This window comes from Bdellovibrio sp. ZFWA1, from assembly GCF_056175665.1.
On the sequence record NZ_JBJKJH010000001.1, the window covers coordinates 604,801 to 621,864 of the forward strand.

General features: G+C 43.6%; 17 protein-coding genes. 2 read left to right on the forward strand and 15 right to left on the reverse strand.

Features of this window, described 5'->3' with window-relative positions:
* Positions 1-42: 42 nt before the first annotated feature.
* The 15 genes from AC04MN_RS02925 to AC04MN_RS02995 form a co-directional block, all read right to left on the reverse strand.
* Positions 43-828 carry a FliA/WhiG family RNA polymerase sigma factor gene (locus AC04MN_RS02925; protein WP_475381689.1) on the reverse strand — a complete coding sequence of 262 codons (786 nt, stop codon included), beginning with the start codon at positions 826-828 and terminating at the stop codon, positions 43-45.
* 66 nt (positions 829-894) lie between these two features.
* Positions 895-1,713: a MinD/ParA family protein gene (locus AC04MN_RS02930; RefSeq protein WP_475381690.1), complete on the reverse strand. Its 819-nt coding sequence runs from the start codon at positions 1,711-1,713 to the stop codon at positions 895-897.
* Complete coding sequence (locus AC04MN_RS02935) at positions 1,710-3,212, reverse strand: flagellar biosynthesis protein FlhF (protein ID WP_475381691.1); 1,503 nt, start codon at positions 3,210-3,212, stop codon at positions 1,710-1,712. Before AC04MN_RS02935 ends, AC04MN_RS02930 begins: the two co-directional genes overlap by 4 nt.
* Entirely contained in the window at positions 3,202-5,301 is a 2,100-nt protein-coding gene (flhA, locus tag AC04MN_RS02940) for a flagellar biosynthesis protein FlhA (protein ID WP_475381692.1), read from the reverse strand. Before flhA ends, AC04MN_RS02935 begins: the two co-directional genes overlap by 11 nt.
* Positions 5,301-6,368, reverse strand: a complete 1,068-nt coding sequence (gene flhB, locus AC04MN_RS02945) for a flagellar biosynthesis protein FlhB (RefSeq protein WP_475381693.1) — start codon at positions 6,366-6,368, stop codon at positions 5,301-5,303. The genes flhA and flhB overlap by 1 nt, the downstream gene beginning before the upstream one ends.
* Positions 6,369-6,429: 61 nt before the next feature.
* On the reverse strand, positions 6,430-7,212 hold the full coding sequence (gene fliR, locus AC04MN_RS02950) for a flagellar biosynthetic protein FliR (protein WP_475381694.1): 783 nt from the start codon (positions 7,210-7,212) through the stop codon (positions 6,430-6,432).
* Positions 7,213-7,215: 3 nt separating this feature from the next.
* Positions 7,216-7,488, reverse strand: a complete 273-nt coding sequence (fliQ, locus tag AC04MN_RS02955; protein WP_475381695.1) for a flagellar biosynthesis protein FliQ — start codon at positions 7,486-7,488, stop codon at positions 7,216-7,218.
* 8 nt (positions 7,489-7,496) lie between these two features.
* Positions 7,497-8,183, reverse strand: coding sequence for a flagellar type III secretion system pore protein FliP (fliP, locus tag AC04MN_RS02960; protein ID WP_475382953.1), 687 nt, complete (start codon positions 8,181-8,183; stop codon positions 7,497-7,499).
* 68 nt (positions 8,184-8,251) lie between these two features.
* Positions 8,252-8,923, reverse strand: a complete 672-nt coding sequence (locus AC04MN_RS02965; protein ID WP_475381696.1) for a FliO/MopB family protein — start codon at positions 8,921-8,923, stop codon at positions 8,252-8,254.
* Between the two features lie 4 nt (positions 8,924-8,927).
* On the reverse strand, positions 8,928-9,290 hold the full coding sequence (gene fliN, locus AC04MN_RS02970; protein ID WP_475381697.1) for a flagellar motor switch protein FliN: 363 nt from the start codon (positions 9,288-9,290) through the stop codon (positions 8,928-8,930).
* A gap of 17 nt (positions 9,291-9,307) precedes the next feature.
* Positions 9,308-10,324: a flagellar motor switch protein FliM gene (gene fliM, locus AC04MN_RS02975; protein ID WP_475381698.1), complete on the reverse strand. Its 1,017-nt coding sequence runs from the start codon at positions 10,322-10,324 to the stop codon at positions 9,308-9,310.
* Positions 10,325-10,336: 12 nt separating this feature from the next.
* Positions 10,337-10,864 (reverse strand): flagellar basal body-associated FliL family protein, encoded by a 528-nt coding sequence (locus tag AC04MN_RS02980; RefSeq protein ID WP_475381699.1) that lies wholly within the window; start codon positions 10,862-10,864, stop codon positions 10,337-10,339.
* A gap of 275 nt (positions 10,865-11,139) precedes the next feature.
* Entirely contained in the window at positions 11,140-12,192 is a 1,053-nt protein-coding gene (locus AC04MN_RS02985; RefSeq protein WP_475381700.1) for a porin family protein, read from the reverse strand.
* A 69-nt stretch (positions 12,193-12,261) separates the two neighbouring features.
* Positions 12,262-13,050, reverse strand: a complete 789-nt coding sequence (locus tag AC04MN_RS02990; RefSeq protein ID WP_475382954.1) for a substrate-binding periplasmic protein — start codon at positions 13,048-13,050, stop codon at positions 12,262-12,264.
* Positions 13,051-13,118: 68 nt separating this feature from the next.
* Complete coding sequence (locus AC04MN_RS02995) at positions 13,119-13,955, reverse strand: inositol monophosphatase family protein (RefSeq protein ID WP_475381701.1); 837 nt, start codon at positions 13,953-13,955, stop codon at positions 13,119-13,121.
* A 126-nt stretch (positions 13,956-14,081) separates the two neighbouring features.
* Between AC04MN_RS02995 and AC04MN_RS03000 the strand changes: the two genes are divergently transcribed.
* Together AC04MN_RS03000 and AC04MN_RS03005 are read left to right on the forward strand one after the other, a co-directional pair.
* On the forward strand, positions 14,082-14,942 hold the full coding sequence (locus AC04MN_RS03000; protein WP_475381702.1) for an SPOR domain-containing protein: 861 nt from the start codon (positions 14,082-14,084) through the stop codon (positions 14,940-14,942).
* A 71-nt stretch (positions 14,943-15,013) separates the two neighbouring features.
* Positions 15,014-17,059, forward strand: coding sequence for a hypothetical protein (locus AC04MN_RS03005; protein WP_475381703.1), 2,046 nt, complete (start codon positions 15,014-15,016; stop codon positions 17,057-17,059).
* The last annotated feature ends 5 nt before the right edge of the window (positions 17,060-17,064 follow it).

The following is a 17,064-nucleotide window of genomic DNA, read 5'->3' on the forward strand; positions in this document are numbered from 1 at the left end:
TAGGTCGTTCACCTAGCTTTTCTTCTTTTTAGACGTTAATTCCTATGTGATCTCAAGCTCGCCTGCACCGATTGTACTTGCTAGCTTCGCTCGAAGTCTTGTTACAGCCTGAGCGTGTAACTGCGAAACTCGAGACTCTGTAACACGAAGAACTTGACCAATTTCTTTTAGGTTCAAATCCTCATAGTAATAAAGTGAAAGCACCAAGCGTTGACGCTCTGGAAGCTCTTCAATAGCTTGCGCCACTACATCTTTGATCGATTTAATATTCAATTGGTTGAAGGGATTGTTAAGTCTTGATCCCTCTAAAATATCCATGATTGATTTTTTATCGGTATTCGAAAAAGTCGTCGCTTGATCAATAGGAAGCAAGCTGACCGGACGAACTTGATTTACCAACTCGTGAAATTCATCGATATTTATATTCAAAGCCTTTGCAACTTCTTCATCCGTTGCTGTACGACCTAGCTCGTTTTCAAGATTGGCAATTGTCTTGTCCAGAAGTTTCGCCTTATCACGAATTGAACGAGGCACCCAGTCTTGGGCTCGCAACTCATCTAAAATGGCCCCACGAACACGAAACTCTGCGTAAGTTTTAAATTTGTTATCACGAGTCGGATCATATTTATCAATAGCATCCATCAAACCGATAACACCTGCTGAAATTAGATCATCTAGCTCAATATTCGAAGGCAAGCGCACAGCGATCTTCTGTGCGATAAATTTAATAAGAGGAGCGTACTCTTTGATGAGTTCATCTTTTTGCGCCTGTGTAAGACGCTTTGGCTCTTCTTTATACTTTTTCAGCAAGGCTGCATTTTTTGACATATTTTTCCCTTACCCTCGTAGAAATCATCTTAACAAACCGACCAGCGACCCCATAGTCCAATTTTCTTATGCTGTCCCTACGGCCTGCTGCCAGAAGACCTGCAAACCGCCGCGAGTATCAATTTTCCCATTAGTTCTTTCTATTTGCGCTGTAAGATCGCGGATTGCCAAAGCACTCAAGCTTTGCGGGTCCTGTCTCACCACGAGACGCTGCATTTGATTGGCCTTCCTTAGGACTGGATCTAAGGGCACCGTCCCCCAGTATTCTAAAGAAACATCCAGGAAGCGCTGAACAACATCCTCGAACCTTCGGAAAAGCACTCTTCCCTCTTCAAGGTCCTTCGCCATATTAATAACAACAGAAAACTTCTTTAACTGATATTGCTGACGAAGTACTTTGATCAAAGCATATGAATCAGCAAAGCTTGCCGGATCCGGCGTAATGACCACACTGACAGTCTGCACGGCCGCATTTAAAAATAGTACATTGTCTGCAATGCCCGGAGCGGTATCAACGATCAGATAGTCGAATTTTTGAGGCATCGATGCTATAGCCTCAAGCATCGCTCGACGTTCAAAATGGTTCAAATTATTGAACTCGGTTAAACCGCTACCACCTGGGATAAGAAAAACATCTTTTGCAACTTCAACCAAAACATCAGAGGCGCTTTTATCACCGTACAAAAGATCCAGAATAGAGCCCTGAGGTCGATAGCCAAAGAAGATATCAACGTTCGCCATCCCCAAATCACCATCTAGGATCAATACTCGTTTACCCGCCTGGGCTAACTTTAAAGCCAGATTCACAACCAAAGTTGTTTTACCAACACCGCCCTTGCCTGAAGTGATACTGATTGTGCGCGTCTTAGGTTGTCCAAACATCATACCGCAGCCGCCTCTGAATTTGTCTTTTGAGTTTGCTGATGCGTGATCTTAAAAATCAGATCTAACATTCTTTCTTTGGTAGCGTACTCGAAGTCCTCTGGAACACGGGTACCGATCCCAAAGGCAGATAATGGGACGTCAAAGCGTCGGCTAAAGTTGTAGATAGTCCCATGTTGAGTGCTTTCATCTAAAGCGGTGAATACAACATCTTGGTAGTTAAACACTCCATATCGACGGCCGATCTCGGTCGCATCTGCATCTTTAATTGCCGCATTCAAAACTAAATGCACCTTCGCATTCAATGCTTGCGGTGGCAAAACAGATCTGATCGTTTGGATCTCTTCTTGGCTTTTCAGACTAAACCCGGCAAAATCCACCAGAACAACATCGACCTTTTCAAGGTATCTCATGATGTTATTCCAATCGATCTGCGATCGAACAACAGCAAAAGGTACATTCAAAATTTGCGCATAAATGCGAAGTTGATCAGCGGCACCAACCTTAAAAGTGTCCGTCGTTAGAAGTGCTACTTTTTTATGTTCACGGACAACGAGATGGGACGCTAACTTTACCATCATACTGGTTTTCCCTGCGCCCGCAGGACCCATAAAGCAATGTACTTTTCCGCCACCCAATCCTGCGCTGACTCTGGTTGTTTCTAGAATCTGCCGAGCCACCCAACCATCAACAATCGATCTGTTTTTTTGCTTTAATGCCGGAATATTTTGCTGTGCCTTTGTTAAGATCTCGGCACAAATTTCTGGAGCCATTCCTGCTTGATTCAAGCGATCAAACATATAACTTAAATCATAACTAATTCCGTAATCGGCCCCCGGGTGAGTTCCCGTGAAGTTCTGAGGCATTGTCTGGAATTGAGCGATGACACTCTTTAAACTTTCGATTTCATTTTTTAAGGCCTTGATTTCGGCAGCTTCCATTGGAACTTGCGGTGCTGGCTTCGCCACTGGCTGCGCAGGAGCCGCAACCGGAGCCGCTGTTCTTGCTGGCACACCTGCCGCCTTTTGACGACGAGCCATTTCTAATTCAATTTCTTTTCTGCGCTCATCAGCAGATTGTTGATTAAAGGCCGCTAAAGCACGCTGGGCCGCGCCTTTGATGCGTTCTTCCGCAATGCGCGCATTTGGCGACATTTCGATGTCATCTTCGATCTCAACGTAGCGGCGTTTTGTATAATCTGGTTTCTGACTCTTTTCCAAATGACTACTAACCATCTTAGTAATTAGTTCTTTCTGCTGCCTAGCTGGGCTTTGCTGAAACTTTTGTCTGTCTTGCTCACGAAGACGAGACTCGGCAAATTTCTTCTTTTGCAAAGTTTCTTCCGAAACAGCAGCGGTGATCTCGACGCTACCTTCACCAACAAGTCCGTACGACTTATTGTTATCGCGTACCGATAAAATAATCGCATCAGGACCAAGTTGAGACTTCACAAGCTCGAGAGCTTCTTTCATCGTACGGGCTTCAAATTTCTTAACCTGCATGGCTTAGCTCCACAGTTGAAACGGCTTGAACACTGGCATCACTAGTCAATTCACTATGCGAAAGCACAATCAATTGAGGTATAAATCGCGACGTCAATTTATAGATATGACGGCGACTCGTAGGACTTGTTAACAGAATCGGCTGACTTGCAATTTCGGGATGTGACTCAACATTGCGAGCAATTTCATTGATTAAATGATGGGCCGTCCCTGGATCCATCACCAACTGAACCCCTTGATCAGTCTGAAGCAAACTATTGGCGATCATCTCTTCAACGTGAGGATGCAAAGTCATCACTTGGATAGTCGAACCATCCGGAGACAACTTAGAAGTGATACCACGAGCCAGCGCTTTGCGAACTTGCTCTGTCAATACTTCAATATCTTTATTGCGAGGAGCCTCGTCAGCTAAGGTTTCAAAAATAGTTAACAAGTCACGAATCGAAATTTGCTCTTTAAGTAGGTTCTGCATAACACGAACCACAGATCCCAATGGCAAAATGTCTGGGATGAGCTCTTCGACAACTTTTGGATAACTCTTTTTAAAGTTCTCGATAAGACTTGCAGCCTCTTGGCGCCCCAAAAGCTCGTGTGCATGAGTACGAACAATCTCTGTTAAGTGTGTCGCCATGACAGTTGGCAAATCCACAACCGTATAGCCTGATAGCTCGGCATCTTCTTTTTTACTTGGATGAATCCACATTGCATCAAGCCCAAACGCAGGCTCTTTAGTAGGAATACCGTCCATGGCTGAAGCGACGTTACCAGGATCCATAGCTAATAATAGTTCGGGACGAAGCACGCCTCCCCCAACTTTATTTCCTTTAATCATAACGCGATACTCGCCAGGAGCTAACTGAAGGTTGTCACGAATATGAATGCTAGGAACCACAATTCCTAGATCCAGCGCAAATTGCTTCCGAATCGACGTAATTCTTTCGATTAAGTCCCCAGAACTGTTGGATTCAACAACGTTGATCAAACCATAGCCGACCTCAAGCTCGACAATATCTAAAGGTAGCATGCTTTCGATATTTTCTTTTTTAGGTGCATTTGCAGCAGCTTCAAGTTTTGCGGCCTCATTCTTTACGCTCTCTTCCTGATAGCGTTTCACAATCCACGCCAAAGCCCCAAGGCAAGCAGCAATTGTCAAAAATGGAATAGTAGGAAGGCCTGGCACTAAAGCCATCAATCCCAAGACGGACGCCGTAATTCCGACCGCCCTTGGGTTGATAAAGAGCTGACTTGTCACTTCGGCACCCATATTTTGTTCTGAATCCGAAGTTCGAGTCACAATTGTACCGGCTGCTGTAGAAATAACTAATGCTGGAATCTGTGAAAGAAGACCATCACCAATTGTCAACATTGAGTAATACTTAGCAGCTGTCGCCAGATCCAGATTCTTCTGAACCACACCGATAATAAGACCACCCACCAAGTTGATAACCGTGATCAAAATTCCCGCGATAGCATCACCACGAACGAACTTCGAAGCACCATCCATCGCTCCATAAAAATCCGCTTCGCGAGAAACTTCTTTACGACGACGACGAGCCTCTGCCTCATTTATAAGACCTGCGTTTAAGTCTGCATCGATAGCCATTTGCTTACCTGGCATCGAATCTAAAGTAAATCGTGCTGCAACTTCGGCCACGCGCCCAGAACCCTTAGTGATAACAATAAAGTTAATAACCATTAGGATTAAGAACATAATGAAACCGATAACGTAGTTGCCGCCGACAACAAAGTTTGCAAAAGACTCGATCACATGTCCGGCAGCCTGAGTTCCGGTATGCCCCTCAGTTAAAATCAAACGAGTCGTCGCCACGTTCAAAGACAATCTGAATAAGGTTGTAATCAACAACAACGATGGAAATGACGAGAAATCTAAAGCCTTGTTGATGTATATACTTGTCAAAAGGATCAAAATACTTATCGCCAAAGAAAAAGAGAGGGCGATATCTAATAGCACAGCTGGCAATGGAATGATCATTACCGCCAAGGTCACTATGATTGCAATCGCGATCAATAGATCGGTATTCTTCGTGTACTTTTCAAATCTTTTTGCAAAGACGAATAAAAATTCCATTATGATCTCTTCACTTTCTTACGCAAACGATAAACATACGAAATAACTTCTGCGACCGCGACAAACAGTTCACGCGGCACAACTTGGCCAACTTTGAGTGTCTTGAAGATAGCTCGAGCTAATGGTTTGTTTTCAATAATTGGCACATTATGTTGACGAGCAATTTCCTTAATTCTTTCTGCGACTAAATCGGCTCCCATAGCCACCAATTGCGGAGCCGGTAGATTTTCATCATATTTCAATACGACGGCAATATGTGTGGGGTTGGTGACAACAACCGTAGCTTTAGGGATTGCGTCCATCATACGACGAGTCGCCACTTGACGCTGAATCTGACGAATACGCGACTTGATCATAGGATCACCCTCGCGCTGTTTGTGTTCTTCTTTGACTTCTTGTTTTGTCATCATCATTCTTTTTTCAATATCGTAGCGTTGAAAAAAGTAGTCTGCTCCAGCGATGACCAAAAGCATTCCACCGATCGAGCCAAACAACTTAACCAATATGGTACCAATATAGCCCAAAAGCTGTTCTACATTGTAAGACAAGAGATAAGGAATGTTGTGAATCTCTGATCGCATTACCAAATAAAGAACTCCAAGAACGGCAGCCATTTTCAAAACTGACTTCAGTCCCTCGACTAATGTTCTCATTGAAAAAATGCGCCCTAATGCAGTTATTGGATTCATTTTCTCTAGCTTGGGCGCTAGCGCGTCCTCGACCTGCATAAAGCCCGTCTGCGCTACCTGAGATGCAAAACCAATAACCGCGGCAATACCACAAGCTGGAAGCATTATTATCATCGCTTTGAATGCGCAAAACTTTAGCGCTTCAGTAAAGTCGCCTTGCCGTATGTGATCTACTAATTGTGGCCCAAAAGAATAATTAAATATTTCAGAAATTTCTTTGAAGAAAAAGCGACCCATAAAATAGACAGAGCCCGCCGCTGCTAATAATAGCACCGCCGAGGCCAACTCTTTTGTTTGAGCAACTTGACCCTGCTTACGGAATTCTTCCCTACGCGCGTCCGTTGCTTCTTCTGTCTTTTCGCTGTCGTCTTCAGCCATCTAAACCGTTTCCTTCCATCCTGGAATGACTTAGGTTTTTTAAAACTTAACTAACTTAATTCTACATGCCCTTCATCGCTGACAACAGTCTAGTTGCCATTTGGTCCAGGACAATATTCATCTCTGAAACCATCAAAGGTAAGCACACAAATAACACTCCAAAACCGATCATCAAAGTAACCGGCATGGAAGTGACTAAAACGTTAATCTGAGGAACCGCACGCCCCAGGATACCCATAGCCATGTTGGCCAATAAAATGGATATCATGATCGGAGCCGCGATCTTGATTGTGATCAAAAGTAGAGTTTGTCCCATCATGGCTAACTCTTGGAATACCTCGTGTTTAATTGCCATCCCAGTTACAGGTATAACTTCAAAACTATGAGCCAGCGCAGAAATAACTAAATGATGACCATTGACGGCTAAGAACACAACTGTGCCAATCAAAGTCATAAACTGTTCCATCGAGGAACCAGTATGTCCCATCAATGGGTTGAACATTTGAGCGGCCCCCAACCCGATGCTGGTCGTAATTAGGTCCCCTGCCATTGTGACAACCAAAAAGAAAAAGCGGGTTAAAAATCCCATGGTCAGGCCTAAAATCACTTCGCGAACTACTAAGATAATAATTTCATTGGTAAATATAATATCTTTACCAGCCGCCGGAATAGGTGCCAACGGATACAGAATCATCGCCAAGCTTAAGCACAACAAGAGCTTAATAGGCATCTGAATCAACGGACTTGAAAAAAAAGCCGAAGAGACCAAGAACGCAGAAATCCTGAGCAAAACCAGGACAAAAATAATCATCTGCGTTTCTGGAATCTTGTAAAGACTTAGCATCTATCACTCCCGCACTATCGTTGCGATGTTCTCGAATAAATTAACAGTATAAGTGCTCATAACATCCATCATCCAAGGGCCCGCCAAAACAAAGACCACTGCAACAACGATCATTTTGGGAATAAACGTTAAAGTCTGTTCGTTAATTTGCGTCAGAGCTTGAAAGACACTGACCACAAGTCCCACTATCAAAGTTGAAAGCAAAAGCGGAGCAGCTAGCATCGCTGTTGTTTTCAAAGCATCTTGTCCTAATTGTATAACGACATCTTCTCCCACTTATCACCTCAACCGAATGATTTAACCATCGAACCGATTAACAAGCCCCAGCCGTCGACTAAAACAAAGAGCATAATTTTAAATGGCAACGATATCATTACTGGCGGAAGCATCATCATCCCCATCGCCATCAAAACAGATGACGTCACGATATCGATAACTAAGAACGGCAGAAAGATAATAAAGCCGATTTGAAATGACGTTTTTAACTCGGAAACAATGAACGCAGGCACCAACACAATAGTTGGGACATCTGCTCGAGTTTTAGGCGACTCGACCTTCGCCAATTTGATAAATAAAGAAAGATCCGAGTCACGAGTTTGTGAGAACATAAAGCGTCTTAAAGGCGCTAAAGTATTATCAATTGCAACCTCTTGAGAAATCTTGCCTGCTAGATAAGGCTGGACTCCTTTTTCATTCATCTCTTGAAAAGAAGGCCCCATGACAAAGAAAGTTAAAAATAAAGCCAATCCCACCAGAAGCTGATTCGGTGGCATATTCTGCACCCCCATAGCTTGTCGCAAGAATGAAAGTACGATGATAATTCGAGTGAAACCCGTCATCATAATCAAGATGGCGGGCGCAAGAGTCAGTACGGTCATGATCAGTACTAACTTTACCGCGCTGACAACTTCTGTTGGATTATCTGTTGTCTTAAACCCCAAATTCATCGTTGGCAAAGTCACCTGCGCCATCGCATGAGAACCTGCTAAAAGTAAAAAAGGAAAAAGTAAGATTGCCCAAAAAGGCCACTTAATTTTGTTCACTCAAGATTCCTCATGTTTTTAAGCTTCTTAGTAACAGCCTCGCGAATACCACCAAACGAAAACTCTTCATCTTCGCTAACGGAATACTTCTGATCCCGAGCTTGTGCTGCTTCGATAAAATCGGCTTCACGGTCTAAGCCTTTTACGACATTACCAAAGTCATTGGGGACCTCTTGAGGAAGCTCGTCATCAAGCAAGGAGAGAGTTTTGATATGAGAGATATTATGATCTGTTATTCCCACCAGAATAGATTCACCTGCTACACGCACGATTGCTAAACTCTTTTTGGGACCCAAGTAGTGCTGTTGAAGCACTTTTATCTGCGTCTGATGTTTCATCTGCCCAGGAATTGCTTTTCGGCGAATTAAAAAGAAAGCCCCACAACCTAAAATCCCCAAAATTGAAACGCTAAATAGTAAGCGGAAGATAGATGAATCCGCATCGGCTGTTTTCTTTGAAGCACCCAAGTTCAAGGGAATGTCAGATTCTTTCAAGGTAGCCTTGGACTTCTGCGAAGAAGATTTTTGAACTTCTTCGACTGTTGCCAATGCTTCGCGAACCGCCACATCCTCGGCAGTTTCGGCTTTATTACCCAGATTTTCAGCGGCAAATGCAAAAACCTGAAATAACTGAATCGACAAAAATGAACAAATCAAAATCTTCTTCATAGGACTACCTCAATTGTTCTACACGCTCGGCAGGAGAGATAATATCAGTTAAACGAACGCCGAACTTTTCGTTCACGACCACGGCTTCACCCCGCGCGATCAATTTATCATTGACGTAAACTTCCATAGGTTCTCCGGCAAGCTTGCTTAACTCAACAACACTTCCTTGGGTCAAATTTAGCAATTCACTAACTGCCATTTTCGTTCGCCCCAACTCGACTGTGACCCGCAATGGAATATCTAAAATTAAGTTCAGGTTTCTGTCCCGAGGTCCGCTGGTCGCACCAACTGCATCAGAGCCCGCTACGGGCCCCGCTGCTTCGGCCGTTAACTGATCTGCCAAACTATCTAATGTATCGTCACTCATCTGAATCTCCCTTTAAATTATTTTTCAATTTGGCGAGTGATCTGCATCGCCACTGTTCCATGGTGAATTCCGTAGTAGCCTTTAAATTTTTTAACATTTTCTACTTGGATATCGAATTCACCCGTCGCATCTTGATCAAGAGGAATCACATCCCCCACTTTCAGCGTCATTAAGTCTTTTAAACGTATTTCGGTCTCGCCAAGATTTACTTTCATTTCGACGTCAGTTTCTAGAAGCTGCTCGCGAATAATAGAAGTCCATAACTTTTTATCGGTCTGATCTGACTCAATTTGGAAGCCCGACTGAAGCTTTTGTTTAATGGGCTCGATCGTTGCGTAAGGAATAACAATTGAAATAGTTCCCGTCGCATTTTCCAATTCAACGTCAAAGGTAGAAGCAATAACCACATCCGTCGGAGGCACAATCCCGACAAACTGTGGGTTCTGCTCGGTTCTAACCCAGGCACAACCAATTTTTTCAATTGAGGCCCAAGCATTTTCAAGATCCGAAATCGCCAGCTCAACGACCCGTCTTACAATTTGCAATTCAATCGGCGTAAATTCCTTACCATCAATCTTGGTATAAGGACGATCCGCACCACCAAAAAACGAATCTACTAACGCATAGGCAAGCTTAGATTCGATCACGAACAATGCCGAACCACGTAGGTTGTTAAAACGCAGCACTGACATACAAGTCGGCAGCGGAAGAGTGTTAATGAACTCTCCGAATTTTAAGAACTCCGTAGAGGTCAAAGTGATAGAAGCGATCTTACGAAGAGCCCCAGACAGCGATACTCGAAAAGATCGCATGAATTTTTCATAGATAACTTCTAATTGCGGAAGACGGCCTCGAATAATTCTATCTTGGCTGGTAAGATCATAATTACTGATCTTTTTCTCCACCGCTCCGTCTAATTTACCCTGTTTACCACCACCGTCATCAGATTTAGGACTATCTGCCGAGGGCACATCTCCATCGGAAACAGCGGCTAGTAGCGCATCAACTTCACTTTGCGATAAGACCTGATTCATGCCTCAACCTTCCTAGTTGTAAATGAACTCGGTGAAAAAGACGTTCGTAATTTTCCCTTGGGTTAAGAACGAGTTAATAGTGTCTTGAATTTCTTTTCGCAGATTATCTTTACCTTCTCGAGTCGAAACTTCGTCATAAGTTTTGCTAGATAAAATAATAATAATAATATCGCGAATTTGAGCTTTTCTTTTTTCAATTTCCTCGGGCGCTTTTTCACCCTTAAGCTCGAGCTCCATATTGATCTTAGCGACCTTACGGCCTTTGGAGTTTGCCAAGTTAATAATGAACGTCTCTAAAGGAATGACCTTACCCACGACTTCAGGCTCTGCCTCGGCCTCTTTGGCTGCAGTTTCATGCTCGCCCTTAATAACATGCTCAATTTTTGGTTCCGCCGCTTCCTTCTGTTTTCCCTTGTAGAGCATAAAACCAACGCCTGCGACGATGATCATGTTAATCACTGCTAATACAATAAGAAGAATGGGTTTTTGGCCACCTGATCCTGAACTTGATGCTGCCTCTGGTGCTTTTTCTTCAGCCACTTCATCCTCCATGATGAACGACCATACACTGGTCTCACAGTTTTATAAGCAACACTAGTGCCAACATGACGATGGTCCAGCTTCGAATTTGATTTGATGGTTAATTAGAGATGGGCATTTTTTTCCCCCTCGGCAAAAAAGTTCCTGTCCAAAAAGCCGAGGTCTAGCGTCGATAATTTGACGTTTCTAGACGTCTAGTCTGGGCCGTTTAAACACGCAGAGGGTTTAATTTCCTCTGCGTATTTTTTCGTTCTACACAATCAATCCAATACGAACTATTTACCAGCAATATCAGTGTATAAGCGCATACCGACAAACACCTCTGAAGCATTCACTTCGTCTTTACCGCCCGTTTTAGCTTTGAATTTGTCATTCCACGAGTCGTAAGCGATATGATAGCGGAAATTCTGATTAGCTTCATTTGGATAATACTCCAAGGCCAATCCTGCTCGCGTACGATCAAAAGACTTCGTATCTGTTCCCTCATCTTTATGTTGGCTGGATTCTACTTTAAGAACGGCTGCCGTTTTACCAAAAGTATATTTTGCCTGAGTATAGACCGAACTGTCTTTGATTTCATTACCGCTTCCACCTTGCTCGCTTGTTGCGCCTATGTATTCTAAATCAACTACGAGATTTGCAACACCCGTGTATTTTAAACCGAAATTAGAATAGACAATTTTTTTCTCGGCATCTTGTTGGCCTTTGTAAGTCTGATAATAATTGGCAGCAATTCCCAACTGATTATTCAACACCCCACCTCGGTAAAAGACACCTGATCCCATTTTCTTTTGATTATCTGCAGTCGAGTCTTCGTTATTACCAGCCACCAAACTTATAACTTGGTTATCGGCCGGTTTTACATCAATTGAAAGACCCGAGAATAATCCATTCTGCTGATATCCTGCATGTGTCGGAAAATAGATATCCGCCCAGTTATAGTCGCCCTCGTGTCCGCCGACCAATGCAGCTAGCTTACCCGCGGAAACCGTGAGGTTCGGATTTACATCATGAGAAATAAATGCGTATTCAAGTAGATTGGTGGGCCCACTTTTATCATTCGTGCTGCCATCCCCATTCAAATTCAGCCGAGTATAGGCATTGATTCCCGGCGCGAGCTGCCCCTCGATCTTGACGCGAGCCCGAGACATGACAAAGATGGCTTCTTCTTTAGTCGTTCCGTTGGCTGTGGCACCGGCGGCATCGACATTCGTAATATAGTCATAAGACGGCCGACTACGATAGTCAGACCGGAGATCTAAAGCCATACCTGCAAGAGCCACTTCCGAACCTGTCAAAACAAGCAGAGTGCATATTAACTTTCTCATAAATCGTCCTTCTTTCTAAAAAATCGTCCAAATACTAATACACGTTTACTTCTATGTTCATTTTTTGATCTATTTAAGTCCTGCCGACTGAATAATTTTACTAAGTGTTCCATCTGCTTTAAGAGCTTTGATTGCAGCATTGAGCTTTTCGATGATCTCTTTATTTTTTGCAGTACTCACACCTGTGGCCATAAAGTTTGGATCTCGCGCGATAGGCTCAGGTAGCACCACCACTTCGTCAGGATCAATTCCAGCCTCTTTAGCTGAAAAAACCGCACCGATTTTACCTAAAGAAAAAATCCCGCCATCAATTCTTCCTGCATGTAACTTCTTCATGCGAAGAACGTCAGCGCTATCAGAATCAACTTTCATAATGCCTTTAAGCTTTTCAAAGCGAGGTCCAAAACTTGATCCTAATTGCGCGCCAATAACTTTCCCTTTAAGATCTTCATCTTTCGCGAATGGAAATTCTTTTCCTTTGCGAACAACAATCACAACTTCGTCATCCATATAAGAATCTGTGTACGTAAACTTTTTTAGACGTTCGTCATTTTTTGAAAAGCCAACAATGAAAGCACCTTCGGTTTCGGCAATTTGTTGGCAGCGGGTCCAAGGACAAGTCTCGACACTCACAGAATATCCAGCCTTAGCGCCAATGGCTTTCGCTAGATCAACGGCGACTCCTTTTGTAGTTCCTTTATCATTCCACATTAAAGGAGCAAAGGACTCTCCAACGACAAATTTGATGTTTTCTGCAAAGACTGACGTGCCGAATACCAGAATGAAAAAACTAACAAAATCTTCTTCACAAACCCTCCCGTGTTTTGAACACAGGAATAATTGTGCGTTGCCAAAGATCTTTTTTCAGCGAAAGAATGAATTATGAGTTGGATTTAATCCGAGTCATTCAATTTGATAAACCAATATTAATCTGTCTCGTTTCGGGAATGCTTGGTCAGAACTGCTCGTAATTGCTCTACAACTTCTGCACTACCTGCGACGATTGAATTTTTAAAAGGATTGTAGGTCTCACCCTTGTAAGTGCGTACGACTCCACCAGCTTCTTCGACTAAAAGGATACCCGCAGCCGCGTCCCACGGCTGAATGTTGCGTTCCCAATAGCCATCAAAAACACCCTTTGCAACCATCGCTAGATCCACAGCTGCGGCCCCTGGACGACGGACTCCACGGCATTCGCGAACCACTTCGCTAAAAATATCTAGTTGTTCGCTAATAACGTGCTCATGCTCTGCAACAAACCCCGTAGCAAGCAATGCTTTCTCGAGCTGCTGACAATTGGAAATCTTCAGCCTACGACCATTTACAAATGCACCTTGACCACGAATAGCCGTATAAACCTCACCAAGCATCGGAATATCAATAACTGCTACCTGCACAACACCCTGAACTTCCAAGCCTAATGAAATCGCCCAAATGGGAAATCGATGAATATAGTTCGTCGTCCCATCCAGAGGATCGACAATCCAACGCGCCCCCTTTGCGGCTTGATGTCCCTTTTTTCCTTCAAGGTAGGCCGACTCTTCGCCTAAAAATTCAATATGAGGAAAGTTTTTCCCCAAGAATTCCTTTATGACGCGCTCTGATTCGCGATCGGCTTCAGAAACAAGCCCAGCCTGAAACTTCTCCTCGACCTGTTCTAAGTTCCCGTAATACTTTAAAAGGACTTCTCGACCTAGACGACAGGCCTGAATTGCTTTCTGCAGAACTAGTTGCCAATCCATTGATTTTACGTCATTTTCCACGAACACTCCTTGGTCTTTAGCCCCGGGAATTTAAGGATGGTCCATTGACCGTCTTGATTTAATGACGCTAACATAGAATTGAAGTCAATGGAATGACTGAAACAGGCACCATTAAAGGAAATAAGAATGGGTTCAAAAACCGTTTTAATTGGCAAATTAGCATTGGTCTTTTTCATCTCTTTACTCTCTTTCTCGGTGGGGACCTTTGTTGGAAAAAAATATTCTGACAACCAACACCAACTTGCAGCTCTAGAGCCCGGTAAAAAATCAGCACATGGTGAAGAAGTTGCAGCTGGGCATGGCGATGCTGGCCACGGCGAAGCGAATCACGGCGAAGCTGCTGGACACGGTGAGGCCGCAGCCACAGAAGGTCATGGCGAACCTACACGTGAAACAGCCTCTACAAATGGCGGTACAATGAGCGATGAAGAAATCGCTAAATTGGCCGAAGAGTTCGTTGCTGACGACACTCACACTGTCGCTGCTAAAAATGATCATGGCGATAGCCACGGAGATGCTCACGCTGAAGCCGCCCATGGTACAACCGCTGCTACCGAAAAGGCTCATGGCGAAACAACGGCAAAAGCTAGAACGACCGCTTCTACGCATGAAACTGCAAAAGCTGAAACAGTTGCAACTACTGAAAAGCCAGCAGCCAGCAAGCTTCGCGAGCACAACCCATCTTCAACAACGGTTGAAGGACGCGTTCCAACAAGCCTGCCTAAAGAAGTTGGTCAATATCAACCGGCTCGTTTTACCGTTCAAGTAGCAGCTTACACAGATGAAGCAGAAGCAAAAAAGATGGCCACAGATCTTAAGGGACAAGGTTATAGCGCATTTTATGTTCCTACTTTGGTGAAAGGTAAGACTTACTACCGCGTTAGCGTAGGCCAATTCGCAACCCAACAAGAAGCTTCACTGTTTAAGGCTGAATTAGTCGAAAAAGCAAAAGTTGGCTCTGCTTTTGTTCAAAAAATCACTCAGTAATTAAATGATTTTTTAAATTTTTAAAGAGCACTCCAAATGGTGTGCTCTTTTTTTTGCCACATGGACGTGACATGAAATTTGTGAAATTCCTTATTATTGTTTTTTCGGGACTTAATATTTGGACTTCGACCTCAAAGGCCGAGCTCATTTCAGAATCAATCTATCGCAATATCTACGAAGCCTTCAGCGGAAAAGACTGTGAAGGCGGAAAGGCAAATTCGTCAAACTGCCCTCCGAATTCGCCAACTAAGATCAATCAAAATAAGCTAGCTGCATTTTCAGAGTCTCAATTTTTCAATCGCCTTGCTACCTATGAAAAAGAGCGCCTTGAGTGTGGCCGAGACTATTGGAAATCGATCGCCAGCGGAACAAATTCGTCGCAAAACACGGATCAACTGCTAACATCCATCAACAAATTGATTCCACAGCTCAACAATCTGCGTTCAAAATTTAATCAGCTTAAACTTCGCAATACGCAACTTCAGGGGAGCATTAACTTTAGCATTCCTCGAGAACAACTGAAGGCCTTGCCCACCCAAAAAGAAAAAATTGACGAATACGAAAATAATGAAAAAGAAATGGCAGAGATGAAGAAAATTGAAGAGCTCATGCTCGCTCAAATTCCTCATTCAGATATCCCAACACTTCGAGACATGATTCTAGACCACGCAGGGCCTGGATTTTTCTCGAAAGAGTACGAACTGATTTCAAAAGAAAAATTTACGAAAGCAGCAAAGAAAATTGAAGATGAGTTTAACAAAAGTATTCAAAAAATGGCCTCGGAAAAAGAAGGTCAAAACTATAATCTAGATGCTGACACCCGAGAGCGCTTAGCCACTGATGACTACCTTATCGGGATGATGAGCCGAGAAACCCCTGATCTTTCACCACTGATCAAAAAATACAACTGTCAGGCCGAGGCTAGAAAGTCTGGTGCAAAAATCGTAAGCACCACCGCTAATGTTGCGAGCTTCGCCTTTAGTGGAGGCGCTTTAGCTCTTGCTAAAGTAGGACGTGTTGCCTATTTAGCCCAATTTCCAAAAGCCACAGCGGGAATCGCAAGCTCCTCACGCGCCCTCTCGATGGGAGCTATGATGATGGGAGGAGGATTAGCCGTTCACTCTTTAGCTGATACCTGCACAAGTGCTGGAGGCGCCGAAATCTCTGGAGCCTGCACCCAAACACCGCAAACTATTCTTAAGCAGACTAACTACAACCAATGTATTTTCGAAGCCAGCTTAAGTATTGCGGGAATGAAAACCCCCTATTTGGTCGGAAAAATTGCAGACCAAAATTCAAAACTTGGACAGTTCATAAGAGAAATGCAAAATAGCGGCAGCTTGAAACAAATGACTCTAGCTGAAAAATCAAAGTTTCTGAATCTCTCTGGAAACTTGACAGATCAAGATCGCATCACCGCGGCTTCGGCACTCTTCAAAAGTGGAGGCAAGTTGTCTAAGTCTCAATCTGAAAGCCTTATTGCCGCACACCGTGTGGCCAGCGATAAAAAATATTTTGAATATTCACCCGCAGAACTAAAACAAAAACTAAAAACCTTAACGGATGGCGGTTGGACACCACAGGAAGCTGACAGAATATTAAGATCCGGTCTTGCCGGTAAAATGACAACCCCCGAGGAAGTTCACAAACACTATAGCGAAGCCCTGCAAATTGCTCAGCAAAAAGGGCAAGTCAGAAGTGATACCTACCGCCTCTATGCCGAATCCGGAGCCGCCCTGAACAAAGATGTCTCGGTCGCTTACGAAAAGGCCTTTGAACTTTACCAAAAAGAGCGTCGAATACCCACCGACGTATCGGGATTTAAATCGCGTTCGATGACGATGAGCGAACGAGAACTTCAGGTATTCGAAGACTACGCTGCCAAAACTGGTCAGACTCAAAATCTTGCCAATTCAATTACCCGCCGCTATCAGATTGTTAAAGATGATATTGCAAAAAGATTTGATGTACCTCAAAGAAGCGACGTCTTTGAAAACACGCTTTATGCAGAAATCAATCAGCTGAAAAAAGATATTTATTCCAGCAACCCTCAAACTAAAAAACGTGCAGAGGAAATGCTGAAAGCATTTAAAACAGCATTCCCTGGTATCCGATAGTTAAT